The 26744-nt window shown below is 44.8% G+C and carries 23 protein-coding genes and 5 tRNA genes; 12 read left to right on the plus strand and 16 right to left on the minus strand.

The features are described from left to right. Positions 1-129 precede the first annotated feature (129 nt). The 9 genes from L3V37_RS18675 to lolB all read right to left on the minus strand — a co-directional run bounded on the left by L3V37_RS18675 (position 130) and on the right by lolB (position 5200). Positions 130-206: transfer RNA gene (locus L3V37_RS18675), tRNA-Met, on the minus strand. 77 nt (positions 207-283) lie between these two features. Then, positions 284-358 (minus strand) — tRNA-Gln (locus L3V37_RS18680). Between the two features lie 32 nt (positions 359-390). Continuing rightward, positions 391-475 (minus strand) — tRNA-Leu (locus L3V37_RS18685). 40 nt (positions 476-515) lie between these two features. Beyond that, positions 516-592, minus strand: a tRNA-Met gene (locus L3V37_RS18690). 284 nt (positions 593-876) lie between these two features. Continuing rightward, entirely contained in the window at positions 877-1968 is a 1092-nt protein-coding gene (ychF, locus tag L3V37_RS18695) for a redox-regulated ATPase YchF (RefSeq protein ID WP_005393178.1), read from the minus strand. A gap of 10 nt (positions 1969-1978) precedes the next feature. Then, positions 1979-2569 carry an aminoacyl-tRNA hydrolase gene (pth, locus tag L3V37_RS18700; RefSeq protein ID WP_005384112.1) on the minus strand — a complete coding sequence of 197 codons (591 nt, stop codon included), beginning with the start codon at positions 2567-2569 and terminating at the stop codon, positions 1979-1981. A 151-nt stretch (positions 2570-2720) separates the two neighbouring features. After that, positions 2721-3665 (minus strand): ribose-phosphate pyrophosphokinase, encoded by a 945-nt coding sequence (locus L3V37_RS18705; protein WP_005393176.1) that lies wholly within the window; start codon positions 3663-3665, stop codon positions 2721-2723. Between the two features lie 27 nt (positions 3666-3692). Beyond that, on the minus strand, positions 3693-4565 hold the full coding sequence (gene ispE / locus L3V37_RS18710) for a 4-(cytidine 5'-diphospho)-2-C-methyl-D-erythritol kinase (RefSeq protein WP_213869001.1): 873 nt from the start codon (positions 4563-4565) through the stop codon (positions 3693-3695). Then, complete coding sequence (gene lolB / locus L3V37_RS18715) at positions 4562-5200, minus strand: lipoprotein insertase outer membrane protein LolB (protein ID WP_237306755.1); 639 nt, start codon at positions 5198-5200, stop codon at positions 4562-4564. Before lolB ends, ispE begins: the two co-directional genes overlap by 4 nt. A gap of 134 nt (positions 5201-5334) precedes the next feature. On the opposite strand from lolB, the gene hemA reads away from it, so the two are divergent. From hemA to ybaK, 8 genes are all read left to right on the plus strand, one after another. After that, positions 5335-6591, plus strand: coding sequence for a glutamyl-tRNA reductase (hemA, locus tag L3V37_RS18720; RefSeq protein ID WP_005384104.1), 1257 nt, complete (start codon positions 5335-5337; stop codon positions 6589-6591). 29 nt (positions 6592-6620) lie between these two features. Continuing rightward, a complete protein-coding gene (gene prfA / locus L3V37_RS18725; protein ID WP_005382222.1) occupies positions 6621-7709 on the plus strand; it encodes a peptide chain release factor 1 in 1089 nt (362 codons plus the stop codon). Positions 7710-7712: 3 nt separating this feature from the next. Beyond that, positions 7713-8567, plus strand: coding sequence for a peptide chain release factor N(5)-glutamine methyltransferase (gene prmC / locus L3V37_RS18730; protein ID WP_237306758.1), 855 nt, complete (start codon positions 7713-7715; stop codon positions 8565-8567). 41 nt (positions 8568-8608) lie between these two features. Continuing rightward, on the plus strand, positions 8609-8992 hold the full coding sequence (locus L3V37_RS18735; protein WP_005382225.1) for a SirB2 family protein: 384 nt from the start codon (positions 8609-8611) through the stop codon (positions 8990-8992). A 5-nt stretch (positions 8993-8997) separates the two neighbouring features. Then, positions 8998-9807, plus strand: a complete 810-nt coding sequence (locus L3V37_RS18740; protein ID WP_005384098.1) for a SirB1 family protein — start codon at positions 8998-9000, stop codon at positions 9805-9807. 53 nt (positions 9808-9860) lie between these two features. Beyond that, positions 9861-10712 carry a 3-deoxy-8-phosphooctulonate synthase gene (gene kdsA / locus L3V37_RS18745; RefSeq protein WP_005384095.1) on the plus strand — a complete coding sequence of 284 codons (852 nt, stop codon included), beginning with the start codon at positions 9861-9863 and terminating at the stop codon, positions 10710-10712. 220 nt (positions 10713-10932) lie between these two features. Further along, complete coding sequence (gene ushA, locus L3V37_RS18750) at positions 10933-12615, plus strand: bifunctional UDP-sugar hydrolase/5'-nucleotidase UshA (protein WP_237306760.1); 1683 nt, start codon at positions 10933-10935, stop codon at positions 12613-12615. A gap of 102 nt (positions 12616-12717) precedes the next feature. Continuing rightward, positions 12718-13191, plus strand: coding sequence for a Cys-tRNA(Pro) deacylase (gene ybaK, locus L3V37_RS18755; RefSeq protein WP_005384092.1), 474 nt, complete (start codon positions 12718-12720; stop codon positions 13189-13191). A 66-nt stretch (positions 13192-13257) separates the two neighbouring features. On the opposite strand, the gene rluF is transcribed toward ybaK, so the two are convergent. From rluF to L3V37_RS18770, 3 genes are all read right to left on the minus strand, one after another. Then, positions 13258-14415, minus strand: coding sequence for a 23S rRNA pseudouridine(2604) synthase RluF (gene rluF, locus L3V37_RS18760; RefSeq protein ID WP_064377052.1), 1158 nt, complete (start codon positions 14413-14415; stop codon positions 13258-13260). Between the two features lie 94 nt (positions 14416-14509). Continuing rightward, the gene (gene smrA, locus L3V37_RS18765; RefSeq protein ID WP_005382233.1) at positions 14510-15091 is read right to left on the minus strand and encodes a DNA endonuclease SmrA; all 582 of its coding nucleotides are present in this window, start codon (positions 15089-15091) and stop codon (positions 14510-14512) included. 132 nt (positions 15092-15223) lie between these two features. Next, positions 15224-15364, minus strand: coding sequence for a DUF3149 domain-containing protein (locus L3V37_RS18770; RefSeq protein WP_014231074.1), 141 nt, complete (start codon positions 15362-15364; stop codon positions 15224-15226). A gap of 259 nt (positions 15365-15623) precedes the next feature. Here L3V37_RS18770 and L3V37_RS18775 point away from each other — a divergent pair. Next, a tRNA-Pro gene (locus tag L3V37_RS18775) sits at positions 15624-15700 on the plus strand. Between the two features lie 441 nt (positions 15701-16141). Here L3V37_RS18775 and L3V37_RS18780 read toward each other — a convergent pair. Further along, positions 16142-16564 carry a hypothetical protein gene (locus tag L3V37_RS18780; RefSeq protein WP_237306762.1) on the minus strand — a complete coding sequence of 141 codons (423 nt, stop codon included), beginning with the start codon at positions 16562-16564 and terminating at the stop codon, positions 16142-16144. Between the two features lie 112 nt (positions 16565-16676). After that, positions 16677-17549 (minus strand): TraB/GumN family protein, encoded by an 873-nt coding sequence (locus tag L3V37_RS18785; RefSeq protein WP_225497176.1) that lies wholly within the window; start codon positions 17547-17549, stop codon positions 16677-16679. A 494-nt stretch (positions 17550-18043) separates the two neighbouring features. On the opposite strand from L3V37_RS18785, the gene L3V37_RS18790 reads away from it, so the two are divergent. Further along, entirely contained in the window at positions 18044-20695 is a 2652-nt protein-coding gene (locus L3V37_RS18790; protein WP_237306763.1) for a beta-N-acetylhexosaminidase, read from the plus strand. Positions 20696-21134: 439 nt separating this feature from the next. Beyond that, positions 21135-21827 carry an oligogalacturonate-specific porin KdgM family protein gene (locus L3V37_RS18795; protein ID WP_130546526.1) on the plus strand — a complete coding sequence of 231 codons (693 nt, stop codon included), beginning with the start codon at positions 21135-21137 and terminating at the stop codon, positions 21825-21827. A gap of 65 nt (positions 21828-21892) precedes the next feature. On the opposite strand, the gene L3V37_RS18800 is transcribed toward L3V37_RS18795, so the two are convergent. Beyond that, complete coding sequence (locus tag L3V37_RS18800) at positions 21893-22342, minus strand: DUF411 domain-containing protein (RefSeq protein ID WP_047102912.1); 450 nt, start codon at positions 22340-22342, stop codon at positions 21893-21895. 21 nt (positions 22343-22363) lie between these two features. Further along, complete coding sequence (locus tag L3V37_RS18805; RefSeq protein WP_237306765.1) at positions 22364-25060, minus strand: heavy metal translocating P-type ATPase; 2697 nt, start codon at positions 25058-25060, stop codon at positions 22364-22366. 478 nt (positions 25061-25538) lie between these two features. On the opposite strand from L3V37_RS18805, the gene chiP reads away from it, so the two are divergent. Next, positions 25539-26660, plus strand: coding sequence for a chitoporin (gene chiP / locus L3V37_RS18810; protein WP_005382007.1), 1122 nt, complete (start codon positions 25539-25541; stop codon positions 26658-26660). Positions 26661-26744 lie beyond the last annotated feature (84 nt).

Here is a 26744-nt window from a genome sequence, read left to right on the forward strand (position 1 = left end):
GGAGAGACTTGAACTCTCACACCTTGCGGCGCCAGAACCTAAATCTGGTGCGTCTACCAATTCCGCCACTTCCGCAACTTATTCTGTAGTTATCAAGGTAATTGGTAAAAACCTAAATAACGTTGTTCATGGTGGCTACGACGGGATTCGAACCTGTGACCCCATCATTATGAGTGATGTGCTCTAACCAGCTGAGCTACGTAGCCATCTTTTGGAGCGAGACAATATAAACCTTCACGCTCTCAGTGACAACCCCTTTTATAAAGGAATCTCACTTGAATAATGGCAGGTCTACCTGGATTCGAACCAGGGAATGGCGGCATCAAAAGCCGCTGCCTTACCGCTTGGCGATAGACCTGCAGGCAATAGTCACAATGACTATTTAAAATATGGTGCGGAAGGAGAGACTTGAACTCTCACACCTTGCGGCGCCAGAACCTAAATCTGGTGCGTCTACCAATTCCGCCACTTCCGCATCTATTCCTAACTGCTCTGATAAAAAGAACATTTAGGAATGGTGGCTACGACGGGATTCGAACCTGTGACCCCATCATTATGAGTGATGTGCTCTAACCAGCTGAGCTACGTAGCCAAAACCATATTTTTTGTTCTCAACGCTTCGTTGCCTTGTCGTTGGGAACGGCGCGCATTATGCGAAGTTGAGTGAGATCCGTCAACAGTTTTTTTTAATAAATTTCGGAAAAAACCTCGTTCGCTTCCTTTTTAAACAAAGAGGCGTGTTTATGATCTAAAACTGGAAATAAATTAGCTTGCGGTTGCGTAATTTATTTTTGTTCATTTACTTAAGGTATTAAAAAAGCCAGCTTAACAGCTGGCTTTTAGTGTAAATGAAGTGTTTAGAATTCATTCATTTAATTAAACATTGAAGCGGAAGTGTACAACATCACCATCTTTTACGATGTAGTCTTTACCTTCTAGACGCCATTTACCTGCGTCTTTTGCGCCATTTTCACCATTGAATTGGATGAAATCGTCGTAACCGACTACTTCTGCACGAATAAAGCCTTTCTCGAAGTCAGTGTGGATCTTACCTGCCGCCTGAGGCGCAGTTGCACCAACAGGGATTGTCCAAGCACGTACTTCTTTAACACCTGCTGTGAAGTAGGTGTGTAGAGTCAGTAGTTCGTAACCAGAGCGAATTACACGGTTCAGGCCCGGCTCTTCGATCCCCATATCTGCTAGGAATTCTTCGCGATCTTCATCTTCTAGTTCAGATAGTTCAGATTCGATAGCTGCACATACAGGTACAACGACATTGTTTTCTTTTTCTGCGAACTCACGAACCGCATCTAGATATGGATTATTTTCGAAGCCATCTTCGTTTACGTTTGCAATGTACATAGTTGGCTTCAGTGTTAGGAAGTTTAGGTAGCCGATTGCTGCTAACTCTTCTTTAGATAGCTCAACTGTGCGTGCCATGCCGCCTTCAGTTAGTACTGGTAACAGTTTCTCTAGTACGGTTAGTTCAAATTTTGCGTCTTTATCGCCGCCTTTTGCCTTCTTCGCGTTACGTTGAATCGCTCGCTCACAAGAATCTAGGTCAGCCATTGCAAGTTCAAGGTTGATCACTTCGATATCTTCAATAGGTGAAACTTTACCTGAAACATGAACAATGTTTTCGTTTTCAAAACAACGTACAACGTGGCCAATCGCGTCTGTTTCACGGATGTTAGCTAGGAATTTGTTACCTAAACCTTCACCACGTGATGCACCAGCAACAAGACCAGCGATGTCCACGAACTCCATCGTCGTTGGAAGAACTCTCTGTGGGTTAACGATCTTAGCTAGTGCGTCTAGACGTAGATCTGGCACAGGAACCACACCAGTGTTTGGTTCAATGGTACAGAACGGGAAGTTTGCTGCTTCGATACCCGCTTTAGTTAGTGCGTTGAACAGAGTTGATTTACCTACGTTAGGTAGACCAACGATGCCACATTTAAAACCCATGATAGTAACCTTATTCAGCTTTGAACGTGTGGAGGCGATTTTGTGCTTTAGATAGGCCATCCTTAATCAGGATATCTAGACAACGAACAGCCTCATCAGCTGCTGCATCTAAAAGCTCTTGCTCTTTAGCTGGCGCTTTACCTAATACAAAACCCGCCACTTTATCTTTGTGTCCCGGATGACCAATGCCAATACGAAGACGATAAAAATCTTTGTTATTGCCCAGTTTGCTAATGGTGTCACGCAGACCGTTGTGTCCACCGTGCCCCCCACCTTTTTTAAACTTAGCGACACCTGGCGGTAAGTCTAGCTCGTCATGAGCAACCATGATCTCTTCAGGTTTAATTTGATAAAATTTCGCAAGCGCTGCGATCGATTTACCTGATAGATTCATGAAGGTGGTTGGGATAAGCAAACGGAGATCCTGGCCATTGACCATAATGCGTCCTGTTAGACCAAAAAACTTTGGTTCGTTCTTCAGTGTAACGTTGTGAACGCGTGCTAATTCTTCTACAACCCAAGCGCCCGCATTGTGACGAGTTCTGGCGTATTCTGGTCCTGGATTAGCAAGACCAACAAGAAGTTTGATTTGTTGACTCAAGGTTAGGATCTCTCTGGAATCTCAAAAAGCGCAGTATGATAGCACAGAATTCTCGCAGTGGGCGACCAAGGGATTTTCTAGTTATCAGTACAAATAAAAAAACACCCCAAAGAGGGGTGCTTTTGAAATCAGTGTAACTGAAATGTTCGTGTTAGTTGAACATTGCAGAGATTGACTCTTCGTTGCTGATACGACGAATCGCTTCAGCCAGCATGCGAGATAGGCTTAGTGTTGTCACTTTACCTGTTGCAGCCATCTCTTTAGACAGAGAGATAGAGTCAGTTACGATAACTTGGTCAAGAACTGAGTTCTTGATGTTATCCGCAGCGTTGCCTGAGAATACTGCGTGAGTAGCGTAAGCGAATACACGCTTAGCACCGCGCTCTTTTAGTGCTTCAGCTGCTTTACATAGTGTGCCACCTGTGTCGATCATGTCATCAACGATCACACAGTCACGACCTTCAACATCACCGATTAGGTTCATTACTTCAGAAACGTTTGCACGTGGACGACGCTTATCTACGATTGCGATGTCGATGTCGCCTAGTGCTTTTGCTGTTGCACGAGCACGAACAACGCCACCTAGGTCAGGAGATACCACTACAGGGTTATCTAGACCGCGAGCCTGCATATCTTCAAGTAGCACTGGCGTGCCGAAGATGTTGTCTACAGGTACATCGAAGAAGCCTTGAATTTGCTCTGCGTGTAGGTCGATAGTTAGAACGCGGTCAACACCAACGTTAGATAGGAAATCAGCAACAACTTTTGCAGTAATTGGCACACGCGCAGAACGTACACGACGGTCTTGGCGAGCGTAGCCGAAGTAAGGGATAACTGCAGTGATACGGCCTGCTGAAGCACGGCGCATTGCATCAATCATAACAACCAATTCCATTAGGTTGTCGTTAGTCGGTGCACAAGTGGATTGAATGATGAAAACATCGCTACCACGAACATTCTCATTGATTTGAACTGCAACTTCGCCATCAGAAAAGCGAGAAACAGATGCATCACCAAGAGAGATGTAAAGACGATCAGCAATACGTTGGGCTAGTTCAGGTGTTGCGTTACCAGCAAATAGCTTCATATCAGGCACGGTGGAAACCTCGGGTTTGCGTCCAGTTTAAATAGGTCGGTGTGAGGCTGATTGGTATTCAGCCAAAGTCTCTTTTAATGGCGAAATATTGCGCCCTTGAGCGACAAATGCCGAGACTTTATCAGAGAGTTGTGCAAGGATAGTTTCTGCTTCAGATTTGCTCGAAAATTCAGCAAAAACGCAAGATCCTGTCCCCGTCAATCTTGACGGCGCGTATTGTAGCAGCCAAGAAAGTTGCTTATCAACCTCTGGGTAGAGCATTCGTACAATTTTTTCGCAATCGTTTACGCTTGGCGTATTTAAAAGTGTTTCTAGATCTCGTTTTGGGGTGTTTCGCGTCAGATCTGGATGACAAAAAACGTCGACGGTTGCGATAGATACATTCGGTCTGACGACTAAATACCATTTTTCTTCGGGATAAGCAGGAGAGAGTTTTTCACCAACACCTTCAGCAAAAGCTGCAAATCCGCGCACAAATACGGGCACGTCTGCGCCTAGTTTTAAACCTATTTCAGCCAGTTCGTCGTCAGTTAGATTCAGTTGCCATAAGTAATTCAGTGCCACTAATGCTGTAGCTGCATTCGATGAGCCCCCACCAATGCCTCCACCCATAGGCAGCACTTTCTGTAGCTCAATATGCGCGCCAAAAGGGCAGTTTGAGTAAGTTTGAAGCGCGGTTGCTGCTTTCCAAATTAAATTGTCTTGAAGAGGCACACCTTCTATCTCTGGAGAAATCGTAATATCACCAGAATGGTTCGCTTGAATGGTGAGCTCATCGCCGTGATCGACGAATTGGAATAACGTTTGTAACTCGTGGTAGCCATTCTCTGTACGGCCGTTGATATATAGAAAGAGATTCAATTTCGCTGGTGATGGCCAGCGTGTTGAAAGTTCAATCATTGGGTGATGTTCCATTTTGTGATCACTAGATTTATTTTGACATCAGCTGTGGTGAGTTTCAGCTTATTTGGCAGAGGGAGAGACTGTTCATGCCATTGAACGTCGCCATATCTTTGATATGCAATACTCCAATCATTTAAACCAATTTGTTTGTTTAACGCTTGCAGTGTATTGGTTGGAGACAGTTGGAATTTGTCGGCATCGGTCGGTAGACCTAATAGCCAGTCAGGCATGTGATCGACGGGCATCATCAACCCTGTAAGACGGTAAATCAGCTGATTAGCACTGTGAGAAGAAAGGACCTGATCATCGTAAGTTTCTACTGTGGCGCCTTGTGGGGTGATGGTGAGCTTTAATGCCGTTTGTCCGAGAATCGTTGTTAAACGCAACTGGCTTAGTGCTGAAGAATGTTTCCAGTAGAAGTTTAAATTTTGTCTTTGGTCTGGGCCAATATAACCAAGTTTCCCCGTTGCCTGAAAATCTTGGATGGTTTCGAGTCGCTGCTCATGAGCTTGCCATTCAACGCTGGTAACACTTTCAGGAACGGACGAACAACCAGCGAGCAGTAAGCTCGACAAGAAAAAAAGAATAAAGGAGCGTAACGTCATGTTTGATGGCTTATTAATCAGTTTCATCGGGAATCGCTCACAACTATAGCATTGAAAAGTCGCACTTAGGAAAACAAATCCGGCTTACCCTTTCAATAAATGCGTGCTTACAGTAAAATTCTGGACCTATTTTATAACCTATCCCAGAGATACCACGTTAGATGTCCTTGCTTGCTATTGGAATTAATCACAATACAGCGTCTGTCGACTTGCGAGAGAAGGTGGCGTTTGGTCCGGATAAACTCGGCCCTGCACTCGAGCAACTTAGAGAGCACGAAGCGGTTAACGGCAGTGTGATTGTTTCAACCTGTAACCGAACTGAGTTGTACTGCGATGTTAAGCAAGGAGCGCGAAACAAGTTGATCGATTGGCTTGCTCAATTTCATCAAGTGAGCCGCGAAGATTTAATGCCGAGTTTGTATGTTCATGAAGAACAAGCTGCAATAAAGCATTTGATGCGCGTATCGTGCGGTCTTGACTCTCTGGTGTTGGGTGAGCCTCAAATTTTGGGGCAGGTAAAGCAAGCATTTTCTGACTCGCGAGATCATCAAGCCGTCGATGCCTCGATTGATAAATTGTTTCAAAAGACGTTCTCAGTCGCCAAACGGGTAAGAACAGAGACAGATATTGGTGGTAATGCCGTGTCCGTGGCTTATGCGGCATGTACACTGGCAAAACATATTTTTGAGTCGTTATCAGATTCAACCGTGCTTTTAGTTGGTGCGGGTGAGACGATTGAATTGGTCGCGAAGCATTTAGCGTCCAACGGTTGCACAAAAATGATTGTCGCGAACCGCACTAAAGAGCGCGCGCAAGGATTAGCGGACCAATTTGGCGCAGAAGTGATCAGTTTGAACGAAATTCCTGAACATTTGGCGAAAGCGGATATTGTGATTAGCTCAACGGCGAGCCCATTGCCTATTATTGGCAAAGGTATGGTCGAAACGGCTCTAAAGCAGCGCCGGCATCAACCTATCTTGTTGGTCGATATTGCGGTGCCGCGAGATGTGGAGTCGGAAGTCGGTGAACTGAACGACGCATATCTGTATTCTGTTGATGACTTGCAATCTATCATCGACAGCAACATTGAGCAGCGTAAAGTCGAAGCGATTCAAGCTGAAGCGATTGTTAGTGAAGAAAGCGCTGCGTTTATGACATGGTTGCGTTCACTGCAAGCCGTCGATAGTATTCGCGACTATCGCAAATCAGCCAACGAAATTCGTGAAGAGTTACTGAGCAAAAGTTTGCAATCTTTAGCGGCAGGCGCAGATCCGGAGAAAGTGCTGCGCGAGCTGAGTAATAAACTCACCAACAAACTGATTCACGCTCCAACTCGCGCATTGCAAAGTGCAGCAGAGCAAGGCGAACCAGCAAAATTAACGATTATCCGCCAAACACTTGGCTTGGATGATCTATAACTCACGCTTTTTATTAAGAAAACGACACTATGAAAGCCTCTATTCTGACTAAGCTAGAAACGCTAGTAGAACGTTACGAAGAAGTTCAACATCTTCTTGGTGATCCTGATGTAATTGGAAATCAGGACAAATTCCGTGCTCTATCAAGAGAGTACTCTCAGCTAGAAGAAGTAACCAAGTGCTTCCAAGCTTATCAACAAGCACAAGAAGATCTTGTCGCCGCTGAAGAGATGGCAAACGAAGACGACGAAGAGATGCGTGAAATGGCGCAAGAAGAAATCAAAGAAGCGAAAGCGACGATTGAGCGTCTTACTGATGAGTTACAGATTCTTCTTCTGCCAAAAGATCCGAACGATGATCGTAACTGTTTCCTAGAAATTCGTGCAGGTGCGGGTGGCGACGAAGCGGGTATCTTCGCGGGTGATCTATTCCGTATGTACAGCAAGTACGCAGAAAAGCGTGGTTGGCGTATCGAAGTGATGTCTTCTAACGAAGCAGAACACGGCGGTTACAAAGAGATGATCGCAAAAGTAAGCGGCGACGGTGCATACGGCGTGTTGAAGTTTGAGTCAGGCGGTCACCGTGTACAGCGTGTTCCAGCAACAGAGTCTCAAGGTCGTGTGCATACTTCTGCTTGTACAGTAGCAGTAATGGCGGAAATCCCTGAAGCGGATCTGCCAGAAATCAAAGCAGCAGACCTGAAAATCGATACGTTCCGTGCATCTGGCGCGGGTGGTCAGCACGTTAACACCACGGATTCTGCAATCCGTATTACCCACTTACCAACGGGTACGGTAGTAGAGTGTCAGGATGAGCGTTCACAGCACAAGAACAAAGCGAAAGCAATGGCGGTTCTTGCTGCTCGTATCGTTCAAGCGGAAGAAGAGCGTCGTGCCGCAGAAGTGTCTGATACACGTCGTAACCTTCTAGGTTCTGGTGACCGTAGTGACCGTATTCGTACCTACAACTACCCACAAGGTCGTGTGTCTGATCACCGTATCAACCTAACCATCTATCGTTTGAACGAAGTGATGGAAGGTGACCTGCAGAGCTTGATTGATCCTGTGATTCAAGAGCACCAAGCAGACCAACTTGCGGCGCTCGCAGAGAACGGCTAATCGATGAGCCAAGTTCAATCGATTGAGCAAGCACTGAAAAGTGCGACGGCGAAACTAGCAGAAGGCGGCAAAGAGTCGCCTTCTCTCGATGCAGCTGTACTCCTTTGCCATGTCCTTGGCAAACCACGAACTTACCTGCTGACCTGGCCAGAAAAAGCGTTAGAAGCAGAGCAAAAATCTCAGTTTGACGCTCTACTTGAACGACGTTTAACTGGTGAACCCGTCGCTTATATTATTGGTGAGCGAGAGTTTTGGTCTTTACCGTTCAAAGTTTCTCCCTCTACCTTGATCCCAAGACCGGATACAGAACGTTTGGTCGAGGTTGCACTCGATAAGACCTATGAGCAAACAGGACCTATTTTAGATCTTGGAACGGGGACGGGGGCAATTGCTATCGCACTCGCATCTGAAATGCCAAAACGTCAAGTGATGGGCGTAGATCTCAAACAAGAAGCGAAAGCACTTGCAGAGTACAATGCTGAGCAGCTAAACATCAAAAATGTGACCTTTGCTCAAGGCAGTTGGTTCGAGCCTATTGCAGAGGGTACGAAGTTTGCTTTAATTGTCTCCAACCCGCCATATATTGATGAAAAAGATCCACATTTATCCCAAGGTGATGTGCGCTTTGAGCCAAAATCTGCATTAGTTGCTAAAGAGAATGGCTTAGCTGATATTCGTCATATCTCGGATCTTGCTCGTCAGTATCTTGAAGTAGGCGGTTGGCTGGCATTCGAACATGGTTATGATCAGGGTGATGCCGTACGTGAGATAATGCGTGGTTTTGGTTACCAACAAGTTGCCACGGAAAAAGATTACGGTGGTAACGATCGAGTAACGCTCGGTTGTTTTGCCTGTTAATCACGGAAGTCAGCAAACACTAACTAAAAAAGAGAAGAAAAATGTACGTAGCTCTAAAACACATACACTTAGTGACGATCGCTCTCAGCGCGACGCTACTATCGATCCGATTCGTATTAATGATGATGAACTCACCGAAGCGGAATAATCGCTTTTTGAAAGTGTTTCCCCACATCGTTGATACTGCATTGCTAGTGTCAGGTATCGCGCTTATTTTCATTACTGGTTTCATCCCGTTTACCGATGCCGCACCGTGGTTAACAAACAAAATCACCTGCGTACTGGCGTACATTGCGCTTGGATTCTTCTCATTGAAACTTGCGAAAAACAACCTACTGAAGATATTTGGCTTTTTCGGCGCATTAGGTTGGTTGGTCATGGCTGCAAACATTGCTGTGTCTAAGAGCCCTACGTTATTTGGATAGACGTCATGTTAGAGTTTTTTGACGAAGATTTTGACAATATACCTTTGGTGGAAGGTGCGCTTGAGCTAAACAAAGCGATTAACCCAGAAACCAAAGTACATTGGGCGAAACAAGAGTTAGAGCGTCTTTACAAAGATGCAGAAGCCACGCTTGTTCATGAAACCGATGAAGAGCAACGATTTGATGCATTCCTACGACTGTTTTTCCACGAGTGGGGATTCAAAGGCGACGAGCAGGAATACTTTATTTCGGACAACAGCTTCATCGATAAAGTGTTGGAGCGCAGAAAAGGTATTCCTGTGAGCTTAGGTTCGATTTTGTTATACCTAGGCAAAAAGCTGGGGTTCCCGTTGAAGGGAGTTACTTTCCCTACTCAGTTCCTGTTAAAAGTCGACTGGATGCATAAGAAGCCAGACTACATCAACCCATTTAATGGTGAGTATGTAGGTGAAAGGATTCTTCAAGCTTGGCTTATTGGCCAGGAAGGACCGCTAGCTCAGCTAAAGCCTGAACATTTTGAGGAAGCTGACAACCCAACAATTATTGGTCGCTGGTTGGCATTGATTAAAAGTGCGATGTTGCGTGAAGAGCATTATACGCTGGCATTACGTTGTACGAATCTTGCTCTAACGTTTGTGCCAGATGACCCATACGAAATTCGTGACCGTGGTTTTATTTTCCAACAGCTAGAGTGCCCTCAAGTAGCGGTATCAGATTTTCAGTACTTTATTGACCAATGCCCTGACGATCCGGCTTCTGAGCTACTAAAATCACAAGTTAATGTGATGAGTGAAACGCACGTCACACTTCACTAATTTTATCGATGTGCCGAACGGTGGCGTATCGTGGACAGAAAAAGAGAATCAAAATGGAACAGAAAATCGTTAATATCGGCGACATTCAGGTTGCTAACGACAAGCCATTCACCCTATTTGCAGGTATGAACGTTCTTGAGTCTCGTGATCTTGCGATGCAGATCTGTGAGCACTACGTAAAAGTAACGGAAAAACTTGGTATTCCTTACGTATTTAAGGCGTCGTTTGACAAAGCAAACCGCAGTTCTGTTCATTCATACCGTGGTCCAGGTCTGGAAGAAGGTATGAAAATCTTTCAGGAGCTGAAAGACACTTTTGGTGTAAAGATCATCACGGACGTTCACACTGAAGCGCAAGCTCAACCTGTCGCTGACGTGGTAGACGTTATTCAGCTTCCTGCATTCCTAGCTCGTCAAACTGACCTTGTTGAAGCTATGGCCAAAACAGGTGCGGTTATCAACGTGAAGAAACCTCAATTTATGAGCCCAGGTCAAGTGGGTAACATCGTTGAGAAGTTCGCAGAATGCGGTAACGACAAGATCATCCTATGTGAGCGCGGTTCTTGCCACGGCTACGACAACTTAGTGGTTGATATGCTTGGTTTTGGTGTGATGAAAAATGCTTCGAAAGGTAGCCCAATCATCTTTGACGTAACGCACTCACTACAAATGCGTGACCCATCAGGCGCAGCATCTGGCGGCCGTCGTGAGCAGACAGTTGAACTTGCAAAAGCGGGTCTAGCGACAGGCATCGCAGGTCTATTTATCGAAGCGCACCCAAACCCAGACCAAGCGCGTTGTGATGGCCCATCTGCACTGCCTCTAGACAAGTTAGAGCCATTCTTAGCACAAATGAAATCGCTTGATGATCTAATCAAGAGCTTTGCAGATATCGATATCAAGTAAACGCCAGATGACTGGTGGTAACAAATACTATAGCCAACCGAGTGTTGGCTATTTTTTTATCTGAAAAACTGTAAATTCTCAAACTTGTTACTGATGAATTTGTTATTGATAAACAATGCATCATAATTATTAAATCAATGTGTTAGGGTGCACGTGGTTTTCAAATAGATCCAATGCTTAAAATGTGCATCAGTAATCCCAATAAGAAAAAGGTAAATAAATGAATCAGCGTCTGATGATCAAAACTGTTTTGAGTGCCGCTATCTTGGCCTCGTTAGTTGGGTGTGCTACGCAACCTGTACCAGAATGGAATGCCGATACAACCTATAAATTGACCGTATTGCACACTAACGATCATCATGGTCGCTTTTGGCAAAATCGATACGGTGAATATGGCATGGCGGCGCGTAAAACGTTAATCGATGATTTGCGCGAAGAAATACAGGCTGAGGGGGGGAGCGTGTTATTGCTTTCTGGTGGTGACATCAACACAGGAGTACCTGAGTCTGATTTACAAGATGCCGAGCCGGATTTTAAAGGCATGAGCAAAATTGGTTACGATGCGATGGCTCTAGGTAATCATGAGTTTGATAATCCATTGGACGTGCTATTCAAGCAGCAAGAGTGGGCAAATTTTCCGATGTTGTCTGCCAATATTTACGATAAAAATACTGGCAAGCGTTTATTCCAACCATACGCGATGTTTAACAAGCAGGGCATTAAAATTGCGGTCATTGGTCTTACAACCGAAGACACAGCGAAACTTGGCAACCCTGAATTCATTGAACAAATTGACTTCCGTGACCCAAAAGAAGAAGCCAAGAAGTTGATTGCAGAACTGAAAGAGACAGAGTATCCAGATCTGATTTTTGCTGTCACGCATATGGGACACTATGAAAATGGTAATAGAGGCATCAATGCTCCTGGCGATGTGGCGTTAGCTCGTTATTTGAATGACGGCGATCTCGACATGATCGTTGGAGGACACTCACAAGAACCTGTGTGCATGGAAGGTCCAAACGTTATCAAAAAGAACTTTAAACCAGGTGATGAATGTCAGCCCGATAAACAAAATGGTACCTTTATTGTTCAGGCACATGAGTGGGGGAAATACGTGGGACGCGCCGATTACGAGTTTCGTAATGGCGAACTCTCGATGGTGAGCTACGATCTGATCCCTGTAAACTTGAAAAAGAAAGTTAAAGTTGATGGTCAGTCGCAACGAGTCTTGATCCAAGAAGAGATTAAACAAGACGAAGCGATGCTTGAGTTTCTTCGTCCTTATCAAGAAAAAGGTCAGGGCAAACTAAACGTGAAGATTGCAGAATCTAACGGTAAGCTTGAGGGTGACCGCAATGTGGTTCGTTACCAGCAAACAAACTTAGGTCGATTAATTGCAACGGCTCACATGGAACGTGCGAAAGCAGATTTCGCTGTAATGAATTCTGGTGGTGTTCGAGATTCGATTGCTGCGGGTGATATTACTTATAAAGACGTGCTCACTGTTCAGCCATTTGGCAATATGGTTTCTTACGTTGATATGACGGGTAAAGAGGTATTGGATTATCTAAATGTCGTTGCAACTAAGCCTGTTGACTCTGGTGCTTATGCACAGTTTGCAGGCATTGCGATGAGTATCAATAATGGTGAGGTAACCAATGTGTTTATTGGTAATAAGCAACTTCGCTTAGATGGTAATTACCGCTTTACCGTACCAAGCTATAATGCTGCTGGTGGAGATGGTTACCCTAAAATCGACGATCATCCAGGGTATGTAAATACAGGTTTTACCGATGCTGAGGTTCTGAAGGATTATTTAGAAACACACAGCCCTATTGATGTTAATGAGTATGCCACTTCAGGTGAAATCACGTATTTAGTTGATACGGCGATTGATCAGTAACCCAACAGAGAAAAAGCGATTGACTCAAACTCGCTGATATCATTAACTAAAAGCGCAGATCCAATTCAGTCTGCGCTTTTTGTTTTTATGAGGAGAATCTTGATGACTCCGGCCATTAATCTTGCGAAAAAGAAAAAAATTCCACACACGATTCATCAGTATGAGCATGACCCTAGAGCCGATAGTTATGGCTTGGAGGCTGCTGAAGTGCTAGGACAGGATCCGAAAACAGTATTTAAAACCTTGTTGTTCTGCTTGAACGGGGAGCCAAAGAACCTTGCGGTTGCGATTATCCCTGTTGATCAAAAGCTGAACCTAAAACTGGCGGCGAAAGCAGCGAAGGGCAAAAAGGCCGATATGGCTGATCCGGAAATCGCCCAAAAGACCACAGGTTATGTCGTTGGTGGAATTAGCCCACTAGGGCAGAAGAAAGCCTTACCTACTTTTTTGCACGAAAGCGCAGCAGAGCAAGACAAAATCTGTGTGAGTGCTGGTAAACGTGGTTTAGAAATTGAGTTAGCCCCGAGAGATTTGCTGAGCTTAACTCGTGGTCAGTTTGCACCTCTTTGTTTGTAAACTCATGACAAATAAAAAGGACGCTCATGAGCGTCCTTTTTTGATCTTGCCTGTGTCAGTGAAGTGTTACTTCTTCAGACTCAATGTACCACCAGTGCGTTTAGCTGGTTTGCTTGGTTTCGCGGCATTTGGATTCATGTAATGCTGCTTAGGCTTACTCGGTGATTGAGGCTTGTTTGCTGAATGCGTATTGCTCGATGCATCTGGTTTACGGTGCGATTTACCATGCTCGCCTTGCGGTCTGCTGCGTTCACCTTGTGGTTTCGCTTTGTAATGTTCTTTAGCTGGACGTCCGCCTTCATCATCACGCTGACGACGCTTTTGTTGACCTTTTTTCGAGTTTGGTGCATGACGGAACTCATCAGCATTGTTACCGCGGAAAGTTCGTGTCTTCTGGTTACGACGAGCAGTAGAATCTTGGTTTTCTTCACGGCTATCAAACAGCTTCGCGTCGGTCGCTTTACGAATGTTGCGACCTCTAGAGTCTGTTTTTGATGCTTCTTCTGTACCTACAGAGCCTTCACACATTGCTAGGATCTCTGCCACTTCTTCGTCACTTAGGTAACGCCATTTTCCATTCGGAATACCATCAAGAGAGATATTCATGATGCGTACGCGACGCAGCTTGAATACTTCATAGCCCAGCGCTTCACACATGCGACGGATCTGACGGTTAAGTCCTTGAGTGAGCACAATACGGAAAGAGAATTTAGTTTCTTTCGTTACCTTACAAGGTAGGGTGACTGTGTCGAGAATCTTAACGCCACTCGACATCTGTTTGAGAAACTCGCCTGTAATTGGCTTGTCCACGCGTACGACGTACTCTTTTTCGTGGCTGTTGCCTGCGCGAAGGATTTTGTTCACGATGTCGCCATCGTTGGTCAAAAAGATCAGACCATCAGAGGGTTTGTCTAAGCGGCCGATCGGAAAGATACGTTTTTGGTGGCCGATGAAATCAACGATGTTTCCAGGGACGTCTCTCTCAGTTGTACAGGTGATGCCTGTTGGTTTATTGAGAGCGATATAAATCGGCTTCTCTTTTGCTGCCACTGGCTTACCATCCACACAAACATCATCACCAGGTAGCACTTTTGTCCCCATTTCAGGTTTGTTGCCATTAATGGTGACACGGCCTTGCTCAATCAGTCTGTCTGCTTCACGGCGTGAGCAAAACCCCGTTTCACTGATGAATTTATTTAATCGTTTAGCGTTGTCTTGTGACATTTTTGTCTCCTAACGTTTCACAACGGCGAATGAAGCTCCCTTCCTTTAAGGGGAAGGAAGAATAAGGGCGGGCATTCTAGCATTAGGGTGAAATTTAGCCTAACCGTTTTTGGTGACGTTCGCGGGTTTCTAATTTCTTTTCCGCACTTTTTCTAAGTAGGACGTAAACGGCTCCAGTTCCACCGTGAAAGCGTTGCGCACTATGGACGCATTGGACTTCCTTTATTTGTCGTAGCCAACTGCTAACAAAGCTTTTCATCATTGCCGGTGGATTTGAGCGTTCTCCGCGACCATGGACGATAACGACCGTTCTAATGTCCATTGATAGGCATTGCTTTAAAAACGTCACGACTTCATCACGTGCTTCTTTCAATGTTTTACGGTGCAAATCCAAGCGAGCTTGGATTGGATACTTACCAAGGCGAAGTTTGCGGTAAACCCCGTCCTGTACACCATCACGTTTGAACTCAACAAAGTCCTCTGGCTTGAGCATTTCAGCGTGATCAAGTGATAGGTATTCTGGGTCATCTTCCGTTAACCAGATTGCTGCTTCGCGTTTTGCGAGCTGTGCTTCTGTTACTTGGTGTACTTTTTTGTGTTCGGTGGTGTCTTGAGTGATTGGCTTTACATCGCCCATCATCTGTTGAAATAGATCAAAATCGTCGTCGTGAGACATAGCAGTAATCTCATTAAGAACAGGGAAGAATAATAGGATTATATCAATGAGTGGTGCATTGAGATCAAATAAAAAACCGGAGTAGGCAAGTAACCGACTCCGGTGCAAAGCGTTTCTAGAGCTAAGCGAGATCTAGTGAGGAGATTTGTCGTTCATGATCTTGTACATGAAGAAACCGCCGTAAAATAACATCAGACCAATTGCCCCAAAAATTACTATCATTGACGATAGACCCACTGCATTACCAAATAGGAGATCAAGCCAAAAGTCCATACGTTTCCTCCAAGATGTTCCCGACAGGAATAAACTAAATGGCGGTGTCTTGTTGCACACTGATCTGGATCAATTATGTTGCTAAGGTTAATAAACTGTATTTTGTTGTGAGTTATCAGTCACATTTTACGTGCTAGTGTTCAGTTATTCATCAAACGAATTAAGACCTAAGGTTTTTTTGTAAAAAGCACTTGCGCCAAAGTTCAGAATCCGTAATATACGCATTCGTTGACGGGGACAATTCCTCAGTTAAACATCTCGGTGAATAGCGCAGCTTGGTAGCGCATCTGGTTTGGGACCAGAGGGTCGGGGGTTCGAATCCCTCTTCACCGACCACTTTTAGAAAGCCTGCTCAATGAGCAGGCTTTCGTCGTTTCAGCGGTCGCAAATTTGGCTTTGATAGTTGCGAACCAAATGGGGTTCGCCTGAAGTTAGAATATGGCTCTTCATCGACACATATTGAGAAAAAGGCTCTACAGAAATGTAGAGCCTTTTTCGTATTTGGTGATATTTATTTGGAACCAGAGGATCGGGGTCTGGAATGCCAGTCCTCTGGAAGCCCAGTCGCGTCGAATCCCTACTTCACCGACCACTTTTAGAAAGCCTGCTCAATGAGCAGGCTTTCGTCGTTTTTAGTGCTAGTAATTTTAGACTTCAATAGTATCGAACCAAATGGGGTTCGCTTGAAGTTAGAACATGGCTCTTCACCGACACGTATTGAGAGGAAGGCTCTACAGAAATGTAGGGCCTTTTCATTTTTTAGAGCGAGTAAATTTATTACTTGATGTCACACGAGATAGTATTGATAGGAGTTTCAGAAGTAGTGAAACAGACATAAGCGGTCTTTGGGTGATTTGGCCCAATCTTGACGTAACCCGCTTTTAAATCGTCTTCATCAAACGTTACTGAGTGAGATTTGCTTGTATTTCCATCATAGTAAACCGCTTCAAAGCCTTGGTTCATCATATGTGCAACGCGATTTCGAGTGTGGGCTGTTGAAAACGTGATGTTCGCGCAACGCATCATTGGTTTTTCGGTAATAAGAAATTGACCACTCTCTTTATCTAAAACACCGCCTTTTACTTCCGTAGTTATATCAATAGCTTGAAAAGATTCTACGTTGCATGGCGATTTAGCATAAGACAACGAAGAAGTGAGCATAATTCCAATCGTGTATAGGAATAAATATTTAAATTTCATATGAGTTGTTTTGTATCCACTTAGCTTAACGGCGTTTTATAAGAAAGTTTGAATGAATTTTAAATGGTTGTATTTAAATAATTGTATTTAAATGGCATTTTTCAAACAATCACTAGGTATCACAATTTGCTTGGCGCGTCTTACCCAGTGGTTTGATGTTAAATCCCCGATTTTTAAGCAGTTCAATCAGGTTATCTTTACCTACTAAATGCAAGCCACCAACAACAACGGTGTAGCGACCCGATTGTTGAGGTAGAACACTGCCAGTGTCGAGTTTTTTAGCCCAATCTCGATTACGCTCGTATAAAAAGGCTTGGTTAAACTCTTCTGTTGTATGATCGGTCAAAGAGGCTTCGACCAACATGCGACCATCACCACTCTTCCAACTCTCTATCAAGCATTGAACCAACTCTTCTCCGCCATCATATTCTTCAATTGACGAGAGAAGTATCTCTTTACCGCCTTCTGATTGACCTGCGATTAAATCGATTTGGAATTGCACGGACTCTAGTGGAATGACCGGGATTTGCTTTTTATCAGCGAGTCCTATTAGGTGCATGTCGACCCCTTTATCAGAGACATACCCCAGTTTGTTGACTAAAGCGAGTTGGATGGTGAATGCAGCCATCCAAGGTGGGGAATTTAGGAGTTGAGTTTCTGGCAAACCTAAATCTTGGGCAATTTCAATTAAGTGCCGACGTTGAGCTCTGTCTAAAACATCTTTAGAAAGAATGGTTGTTTGTGGGTAAACCAAGCCTTCAGAATTCCTGACGTCTGCTTCAATAATCAACCCTGCGCTTTGGCTTAAGTGCTGGATGACCGTTCTAGGGAGTGGGTACATCGTTTTATCCCCCACATGTACCGAGCCAATAATCATAAGTTCGGTTTCCCCTTTTTTCGCTAACCAATGCTGTGGCTCTGCATAAGAGGAAAAAGGAGTCAAAGTAACAAGTAGAGATGATATGAGCGTCAAGAGACGAAACATAGAGTGGCCCTCAGATAAGATACCTTTAAACTTTATACGCAAAATAGCGTGAGGTTAAGTGCAATTTCTCCAGTGGTGTATTCGACAAAATCGTCATTTCTAAAAATATTGACGAGTTTTGACGACGAATAAATGAGAGTCACTTCACGAAAGGTAAATAGGTAATTCGCTTACTAATGGTTCACAAAATAATTAGGCGTGATCCAAATCTTACAAAATCAGTCGTAACTCATGAATATAAGTGACCTAGATCGCAGCAAACTTGTCAAAACAAGTTGTTCGATTTTGACGTGTATTGTAACTCCATGAAAATTAGGTCTTTATTGTTTTTGCTGAGTGTCATTTTTTGAACTGGATCACTTCCTATTTCTATTTATTTTACGCTTAGAAATAACAGGTTGTATGTTGAATGTAACGGTTAGGTACCTCGCATTTGAGGGGCCTAGATTTTTATCATTGTCGTTTTGAACCACTGACTTTTTTGGGGAAGTAAGATGTTTAAACCTAGTCTGATTGCTGTTTCTGTTATCACTACATTAGCAGGTTGCTCTGCGCTGAAAAGCTCTGAACAACAAGTTGTAAATTCGTTGGCTAATAATCTTGATATTCAATACCAAGTGTTGACTAACCACGGTGCAAACGAAGGTCTTGCTTGTCAGGACTTAGGGGCTGAGTGGGCGTCTTGTAACAAGGTAAACATGACGCTGGTTAACCAAGGTGAAGCGGTTGACTCAAAAGATTGGGCTATTTACTTCCATAGCATTCGTCTGATTCTGGATGTTGAAAACGAACAGTTTAAAATCTCTCGCGTAACGGGTGATCTACACAAACTAGAACCAACAGATAAGTTTGATGGTTTTGCTGCGGGTGAAGAGGTTGTGCTTCCTCTTGTTGCTGAATACTGGCAGCTATTTGAAACTGACTTCATGCCAGGCGCTTTCGTTGCTGCACCAAATGCAGAGCCTAAGATGATCGCTTCTCTTAACACAGAAGACGTTGCATCTTTCGTGACTGGCCTTGAGGGTAACAACCTAAAACGTACGCCAGATGACAACAACGTATTTGCGAGCGCTGTGTCTCGTTTCGAGAAGAACGAAGATCTAGCAAAACAAGACGTATCAACCACGTTACTACCAACGCCAATGTCTGTTGAAGCAGGTAAAGGTACGGTAGATATCGCGGCGGGTATTGCGCTGCCTAAAGACGCATTCGATGAGGCTCAATACGCAGCAATTCAAGGTCGTGCAGAAGTGGTAGGTGTGGATGTTCGTGGTGATCTTCCTGTAAGCATCACTGTTGTTCCTGCAGACTTCACCGGTGAATTGGCAAAATCTGGTGCTTACGAAATGAGCATCAAAGGCGACGGTATTGCGATTAAAGCGTTAGACCAAGCAGGTGCTTTCTACGCAGTACAATCTATCTTTGGCCTGGTAGATAGCCAAAATGCTGATTCTCTACCACAACTGTCTATTAAAGATGCGCCGCGTTTTGATTACCGTGGTGTGATGGTGGACGTGGCTCGTAACTTCCACTCTAAAGACGCGATTCTTGCAACGCTTGACCAAATGGCCGCGTACAAGATGAACAAACTACACCTTCACCTAACGGATGATGAAGGCTGGCGTTTAGAAATCCCGGGTCTGCCTGAGCTGACTGAAGTGGGTGCTAACCGTTGTTTCGATTTGGAAGAGAAAAGCTGTTTACTGCCTCAGCTTGGCTCAGGTGCAACGACAGACAACTTTGGTTCTGGCTTCTTCAGCAAAGCAGACTACGTGGACATCTTGAAGTACGCGAAAGCGCGTAACATCGAAGTGATTCCTGAAATCGATATGCCAGCACACGCTCGTGCAGCAGTGGTATCAATGGAAGCACGTTACGACCGTCTAATGGAAGAAGGTAAAGAAGCAGAAGCGAACGAGTACCGCCTGATGGATCCTCAAGATACATCGAACGTAACGACGGTTCAGTTCTACAACAAGCAAAGCTTCATCAACCCATGTATGGAATCTTCAACTCGCTTTGTTGATAAAGTGATTTCAGAAGTAGCAGCAATGCACCAAGAAGCGGGCACGCCGCTAACAACATGGCACTTTGGTGGTGACGAAGCGAAGAACATCAAGCTAGGCGCTGGTCTGCAAGACATCAACGCAGAAGACAAAGTAAGCTGGAAGGGTAACATTGATTTGTCTAAGCAAGACAAGCCATTCGCACAGTCACCACAATGTCAGACGCTAATTGCAGACGGTACGGTAAGCGATTTTGCTCATCTACCAAGCCACTTTGCAGAAGAAGTGTCGAAGATGGTGGTAGAGAAAGGCATTCCAAACTTCCAAGCTTGGCAAGATGGCCTTAAGTACAGTGAAGGTGAGAAAGCGTTCGCAACAGAAAACACACGTGTTAACTTCTGGGACGTTCTTTACTGGGGTGGCACATCATCAGTGTACGAATGGTCTAAGAAAGGTTACGACGTTATCGTTTCTAACCCTGACTACGTGTACATGGACATGCCGTACGAAGTTGACCCGAAAGAGCGTGGTTACTACTGGGCGACGCGTGCAACAGATACTCGTAAGATGTTTGGTTTTGCACCAGAGAACATGCCTCAGAACGCAGAAACCTCTGTAGACCGCGATGGTAACGGCTTCACTGGTAAAGGTGAAATCAAAGCGAAACCTTTCTATGGTCTATCAGCACAGCTGTGGTCTGAGACAGTACGTAACGACGAGCAATACGAGTACATGGTATTCCCTCGCGTACTGGCAGCCGCTGAACGTGCATGGCACCGTGCTGATTGGGAAAACGACTACAAAGTGGGTGTTGAATACTCGCAAAACTCTAACCTAGTAAACAAAGCTGCGCTAAACCAAGACTACAACCGCTTTGCGAACGTACTTGGCCAACGCGAACTGGCTAAGCTAGAAAAAGCGGGTATCGACTACCGCCTACCTGTACCAGGCGCGAAAGTAGAAGATGGCAAGCTAGCAATGAACGTTCAGTTCCCAGGGGTGAAGCTTCAATACTCTCTAGACGGCAAGAACTGGCTAACTTACGCAGATAATGCTCGTCCAAATGTGAAAGGTGAAGTGTTTATCCGTTCTGTGTCAGCTACCGGTGAGAAAGCAAGTCGAGTGACCAGCGTGAAATAACTCAATTCTTGTAAGTTAATTTTTTGGCAAAGCCTCAACATCATGTTGGGGCTTTCTTTATTTTTCGAGGAAATTAAGTGTGATCGATGTCTGAATATTTTTCATTGATAAATAAGTTTTGGATTGTAATGGTCAAGGTTATTGTGAACCGGATCGACTTAATATGCTGAATATCAATAAATTACCTGTTTACGATCACACTTCTATTTTTTGAATAATTTTATAAAAATACGATAAGTTCCTGTATTTCCCATGTTTTTATCAGGGTTGTTGAGCTTCGGTTTGAACAAGATCACTTTTTAAAATGTTTTATTTTCCATCGCGAATTAATTAAAACAATATTGCGAACGCCAAGGAGGCACATTCCAAAGTTTGCGATAAAAGGGAAGAGATGCCCTCTAAAACTATCGCATAACGTGAATAAATAAAGGCAGTAATTATGAAAAACATTTTTGCACTGAGTGCTCTTTCTCTCGCTTTCGCTTCTAATGCTTTTGCTGATTCTTCTTACGTAACAGGTAATGTTCAATTCCACGATGATGGTCGAATTCATGGTTCGGACGTTACGTCTACACTGGAAGCTGGTCATACTTTTGATAACCAATTCGGCGGCTTTACGGTTTATACCGAATTTGATGGTATTCAGTTGGGTAAACTGGAAACAGAAAACGGTGGCGCAGGTAACACAACACCAGCAATCACTGTGGGTGGTGAGCAGTCATTTAATATTACCGATCATTTATGGGTTGCCGCGGGTTACCAACACCTATTCTCTGCTGGCGAGAACGTACAGTACCGTCCATTGGTTAAGATCGGTTACAACTTCGATAACGGCATCTCCTTAAGTAACCGTACTCGTGCGCACATTGATGCGACAGACGCAGATGCGGATACAGATTACCGCATGGACAACCGCATCGGTTACGTGATGAATGAGGATGTTACGCTAAGCTACAACAACGTCTACATGATTGAAGCGGAAACCATGGACCACGAGCTTCGTGCAACGTGGACTCGAAAAGGTGTTCAACCTTACTTTGAGTTCCGTAGTCAAGCACACGGTGCAGAAAACGCGAGTGGTGACAGCCTAGTGAATAATGCTTTTGTATTTGGTGCCTCTTACGGCTTCTAATTTTATATTTGTCTTAACTGTCCATTAAGAAAAAGCCCAGCGGTTTATCTCGCTGGGCTTTGTTTTTATTGGTCGTTGCCTTCGTGGTGGCTGTATTCGAACACTTGGCCTTTTTCGTTAAAGGCGTAAACGGTGTAGCTGTCTTTTTTGTCGCCATATTCCATACCAGGGGAGCCCATTGGCATGCCCGGTACTGATAGGCCTTTTGCGTTACGTGGTGGATTTTTCAAAAACGCTTTAATGTCTTCGGCTGGAATGTGACCTTCGAACAGATAGCCGTTGATCTCTGCCGTGTGGCAAGAGTAAAGCTGTTCGTTCTTGATGCCTAGCTCGCGTTTGATGGCGTTCATATCATCGTGCAATTTTTCTTCGACCGTAAAGCCGTTCTCTTCCATGTGTTTTGTCCATTCTCCACAACAGCCACAGTATGGCGATTTGTGGTTAATGACATCGGCTGCCAATACGTTGGCGGACACGGTCGCAAGCATTGCAAAGGTCAATAGTTTCAACTTCATAATACCCTCAAAAAGAAGTGGTTACTTTACTGAAAACAGTCGTAGTCGATTTGCATTACTAACGACAGTAATTGAAGACAGTGCCATTGCCGCTCCTGCGACAACAGGACTGAGCAAAAATCCAAACGCTGGGTAAAGCACGCCAGCGGCAACTGGAATACCCAACGAGTTGTAAACAAAGGCACCAAATAGGTTTTGCTTCATGTTTTTAAGTGTAGCGCGAGAGAGTTCAATTGCATGTACTACCGCCATTGGTGACGTGTTCAGGATGGTCATTTGCGAACTTTCAATGGCGACATCACTGCCGCTACCCATGGCAATACCAAGGTTGGCTAAGGCGAGAGCAGGGGCGTCGTTAATGCCATCCCCCACCATTGCCACGACATGTCCTTGAGATTGAAGTTGCTCAATGTGCTGAGCTTTCTCATCTGGCATTACTTGGGCAATCACTTCATCAATACCAAGTTCTTGGCCGATAGCATTGGCAACGTGTTGGTTATCGCCCGTCAGCATTACCGTTTTGATGCCTTGCGATTTTAATGCAGAGAGCGCTTGTTTCGCATCTGATTTGATCGGGTCGGCAATGGCGATCAGACCGATCAGTTCGCCGTTCAATGCCACAGCTACCGGAGTCCACGCATTTTTTGCGCATTCATCGATGGCAGATTTTAGTGCGCTAGTCTCGACGTTCTCTGCTTGCATAAATTGAAGCGAACCAATGAGCAGCGGTTTATCTTGATACGTCGCCAAAATGCCGCGTCCGCGAACGTTCTCAAACTTGTCTAATGAGACGTCTTTTGCGTCGTGTCGTTTGGCGTAATCACATACCGCTTTTGCCAGTGGGTGCTCAGACTGACGCTCTGCCGCATACGCTAAAGCCAATAGATCTTCTTGGCTGGTGGCGTGAGTAAACACTTGCTGCACACTCGGTTTACCTTGGGTAAGCGTGCCAGTTTTGTCGAACACAACCGTGTCGACTTTGCTTGCCAATTGCAGGGCGTCGGCGTCTTTGATCAGAATGCCGAGCTCTGCGGCTTTACCGACACCAACGGTGACCGACAATGGCGTTGCTAAGCCCAGCGCGCAAGGGCAGGCGATGATTAGTACTGTGGTCGTTACCACAAGCATGTAGCTGGCTTTAGGTTCTGGACCTACGGCAAACCAAACCAAAGCGGCAAGGATTGCGATACCGACCACGACCGGAACAAATACCGATGAAATCTGGTCTGCCAGTTTCGCGATGGCTGGCTTACTGCTTTGCGCTGTGCGCACCATGCGGATGATACGAGCCAGCATGGTATTTGCGCCAATGCCCGTTGCCTCAATGACTAATCCACCATCGGTATTTAATGTCCCGGCAGACACTTGAGCCTCTTGCGCTTTTAACACTGGTACTGGTTCACCAGTGAGCATCGACTCATCAATGTATGATTCACCTTGAATCACAACACCATCAACAGGCACTTTCTCGCCTGGTTTGATACGCAGTTTCATGCCTAACGTGATTTGCTCAACCGCGATTTGTTGATCGCCTTGTTTCGTGATTACCGTAGCTTGCTGAGGTTGCAGGTTAATCAGAGCTTGCAATGAGCGTGTTGTGTTTGCTTTGGCTTTTGCTTCTATATAGTGCCCAAGAGAAATTAAGCCGATGATCATTGCACTCGCTTCAAAGTACACGTGGCGTGAAGCAAGAGGGAACCAGTCTGGGAAAATCACCACAAGCATCGAATAGAACCACGCTGCGCCAGTACCGAGCGCGACTAACGTGTCCATGGTGGCGCGCTTGTGAGTAGCTGCTAACCAAGCGTTACTGAAGAAGTGTTTCCCTGCTGTGGCAAGAAGGAGTAAACATACGATACCGATCGCGCCCCAAGCTAATTGGTCGTTGGTGTTGCGAATTATCATATTGCCGCCAGCAACGCCCCAAATCATTAAAGGGGCACCGACGACAAGGCCAGCAATAGCATCCAGTTTAAAGCGTTTTTGTTGCTGACGTTGTTGCTGTGCTTGCTTTTCTTGCTGGGTTGCGGCGTCTTGTAGGATCTCTGCTTGGTAACCGGCTTGTTTTACCGATTCAACAATTGCGTTAAGGAGGTCATCAGAGTCTTGGCTTGCGAATACTAGTGCGCTTTGTTCTGCAAGGTTGACCTGTGCCTTCTCAACGCCTTCTACGTTAGTAAGTGCTTTCTCTACTGAAGATACGCAACTCGCACACGTCATGCCTTGAATCAGCATTTGCAATTGAATACTCGCTGGTGGCACCTGCGTATCTTTAATATTGCTTTGCTTTTCTACCTGTTCGGTCTCTGGTGAGCTTTCGTTCTCTACTTCAACAGAATCAAGGTTGGCGATATAGCCGAGTGTTGCTATTAAGTCGATCACTTGTTGCTCGGAGAGGAGGGTACGAATCTCTAAGTGCGTTGTTGAAGCCTCAAAAGAAATAACGTCTTGATTAGATTCTAATAAAGATGAAAGTTTTTTGACGCAACCGCCACAGCTTAAGCCTGAAAGGTTTAGCTCGTAGTGATTTCCTGCTTGGTAACCAAGAGATTCAATCGACGAGACGAGCTCTTTAAGAGAAGACTCGGTTTTGACCTCTACTTGCGTCGGGGACAAATTGAGGATCTCCACATCGTGATTCGCATGTAAAGCATTCTCAACTTTTCTCGCACAGCCCATGCAGTTGAGCCCTGATAAAGGTATAACTAACTGATACATAATCTGCACCTCAATAGTAGTGATGCTATGAGCTTAAACCTTCCTGCAAGGGTAAGGTCAATACCCATTTGCTACTCACAACAATTTCGTCAAAATCTCTCGAATCCCACAAGTGCACGGTCATTTTACTTGCGAGTGATCTCAAGGTTTTTTCTCTTTGAATATAAAGTTCCGTTAAAACACCTAAAAGATGAATGAAGTCGCTCACGTTTTTTAGATGCTCTCAATGTCAGTTCAGTGTCAAAACGTACTTTTAACGTTTTTTATTTTTTATGCTTGATGTTAAGTAATTGTTTTTTATTGATTTATTTTATTTTTGATCTTCTCATTTTGAAGTCGCTCAGATTGCTGTAGGGAAAGTTTTTTAGTGCGAAAAAAGTTTGTCATATTTGCCCCGTCCAAACACTGTTTCAAGTTCCTGCCATGTCCTAGTTAGTGAATTTGAAAATGGAAAAAACTAAAAATATAGGGGTTTATAATGTCTTACCTAAAGAAAAGCCTACTTGCCACGGCAATTACCGGCATGATGTTCAGTGGTGCTGCATTTGCTGATGGTGCAAACAGTGACGCAGCAAAAGAGTTTCTAACCAAAGATTCATTTTCTTATGAAGTTTACGGGATCATCGCGATGCAGGCCGCGTACCGCGATTACGATTCTGGTAGCAAAGCAACGGACGATGATTTGGGTGGCATGCAGCTAAACAACGAATCTCGTATTGGTTTCCGTGGTAAAAAACAATTTGCTAACTTCGACCCTACTTTTATTTGGCAAATCGAAGGCGGTTATGTAGACCCTAGCTTTGGTGGCGAGGGCGCAGGTCTTGGTGAACGTGACACATTCGTCGGTTTTGAAAGTGCATCTTGGGGGCAAATTCGCCTGGGTCGCGTTTTGACACCTATGTACGAATTGGTTGACTGGCCAGCATCTAACCCTGGCCTGGGCGATGTATACGACTGGGGTGGTGCTATTGGTGGCGCCAAGTACCAAGACCGTCAATCAAACACTATCCGCTGGGACTCTCCAATGTTTGCTGACAAATTCTCCCTAGATATCGCAGCTGGTGCAGGTGATAAAGCAGGTCTAGGTGAAGGGGATGACTACTGGGGTGGTATCGCTGCACACTACAAAATTGGTCCTATCCAGTTAGATGCGGCATATGAAGGTAACCGTAATATCAAGATGGAAAGCCAAACGTGGGAAAACAACACGTACTTGGTAGGGGCACAAGGCTGGTTTGATAACGGGATCTCTTTCTTTGCGCAATACAAATACATGGAGGCGGACGCAAGCAATGGTGTGAGTGAAAAGCAAGATGCAATGTCTGCCGCTATCATGTACACCACGGGTGATTGGCAATACAAACTGGCTTACGCCGCTAACTTTGATCTAGAGCGTGATGGTAAGAAAATTAACGATACAGCGGACGATGTGTTATCAGCACAAGTTATGTATTTCGTAGACCCATCGGCAGTGCTGTACGTACGTGCTCGTACTCTAGACTTTGGCGACGGTGCGTCTCAATTAGATAAACCAACAGAAGCACGTTGGAAGTCTGCTGACTACGACGAGTTCTCTGTAGGTGTTGAATACTACTTCTAATTAAAGAAGCAGCTAAAAGGGCGGAAACGCCCTTTTTATCTTGATACTTATTCAAATAAGCCTTTGAAATGACTGGCCTGTAAA

The sequence above is a fragment of the Vibrio sp. D54 genome (assembly GCF_021728075.1).
Taxonomy (GTDB): domain Bacteria; phylum Pseudomonadota; class Gammaproteobacteria; order Enterobacterales; family Vibrionaceae; genus Vibrio; species Vibrio alginolyticus.

Bases quoted from the DNA above. Each gene is read 5' to 3' on its own strand.
- ychF (WP_005393178.1), bottom strand. From the start codon at position 1,968: ATGGGTTTTAAATGTGGCATCGTTGGTCTACCTAACGTAGGTAAATCA.
- ispE (WP_213869001.1), bottom strand. From the start codon at position 4,565: ATGATTGAACTTTCAACACGCTGGCCATCACCAGCGAAATTGAATCTC.
- lolB (WP_237306755.1), bottom strand. From the start codon at position 5,200: ATGAAACTGATTAATAAGCCATCAAACATGACGTTACGCTCCTTTATT.
- hemA (WP_005384104.1), top strand. From the start codon at position 5,335: ATGTCCTTGCTTGCTATTGGAATTAATCACAATACAGCGTCTGTCGAC.
- prfA (WP_005382222.1), top strand. From the start codon at position 6,621: ATGAAAGCCTCTATTCTGACTAAGCTAGAAACGCTAGTAGAACGTTAC.
- prmC (WP_237306758.1), top strand. From the start codon at position 7,713: ATGAGCCAAGTTCAATCGATTGAGCAAGCACTGAAAAGTGCGACGGCG.
- L3V37_RS18735 (WP_005382225.1), top strand. From the start codon at position 8,609: ATGTACGTAGCTCTAAAACACATACACTTAGTGACGATCGCTCTCAGC.
- L3V37_RS18740 (WP_005384098.1), top strand. From the start codon at position 8,998: ATGTTAGAGTTTTTTGACGAAGATTTTGACAATATACCTTTGGTGGAA.
- kdsA (WP_005384095.1), top strand. From the start codon at position 9,861: ATGGAACAGAAAATCGTTAATATCGGCGACATTCAGGTTGCTAACGAC.
- ushA (WP_237306760.1), top strand. From the start codon at position 10,933: ATGAATCAGCGTCTGATGATCAAAACTGTTTTGAGTGCCGCTATCTTG.
- ybaK (WP_005384092.1), top strand. From the start codon at position 12,718: ATGACTCCGGCCATTAATCTTGCGAAAAAGAAAAAAATTCCACACACG.
- rluF (WP_064377052.1), bottom strand. From the start codon at position 14,415: ATGTCACAAGACAACGCTAAACGATTAAATAAATTCATCAGTGAAACG.
- smrA (WP_005382233.1), bottom strand. From the start codon at position 15,091: ATGTCTCACGACGACGATTTTGATCTATTTCAACAGATGATGGGCGAT.
- L3V37_RS18770 (WP_014231074.1), bottom strand. From the start codon at position 15,364: ATGGACTTTTGGCTTGATCTCCTATTTGGTAATGCAGTGGGTCTATCG.
- L3V37_RS18780 (WP_237306762.1), bottom strand. From the start codon at position 16,564: ATGAAATTTAAATATTTATTCCTATACACGATTGGAATTATGCTCACT.
- L3V37_RS18785 (WP_225497176.1), bottom strand. From the start codon at position 17,549: ATGTTTCGTCTCTTGACGCTCATATCATCTCTACTTGTTACTTTGACT.
- L3V37_RS18790 (WP_237306763.1), top strand. From the start codon at position 18,044: ATGTTTAAACCTAGTCTGATTGCTGTTTCTGTTATCACTACATTAGCA.
- L3V37_RS18795 (WP_130546526.1), top strand. From the start codon at position 21,135: ATGAAAAACATTTTTGCACTGAGTGCTCTTTCTCTCGCTTTCGCTTCT.
- L3V37_RS18800 (WP_047102912.1), bottom strand. From the start codon at position 22,342: ATGAAGTTGAAACTATTGACCTTTGCAATGCTTGCGACCGTGTCCGCC.
- L3V37_RS18805 (WP_237306765.1), bottom strand. From the start codon at position 25,060: ATGTATCAGTTAGTTATACCTTTATCAGGGCTCAACTGCATGGGCTGT.
- chiP (WP_005382007.1), top strand. From the start codon at position 25,539: ATGTCTTACCTAAAGAAAAGCCTACTTGCCACGGCAATTACCGGCATG.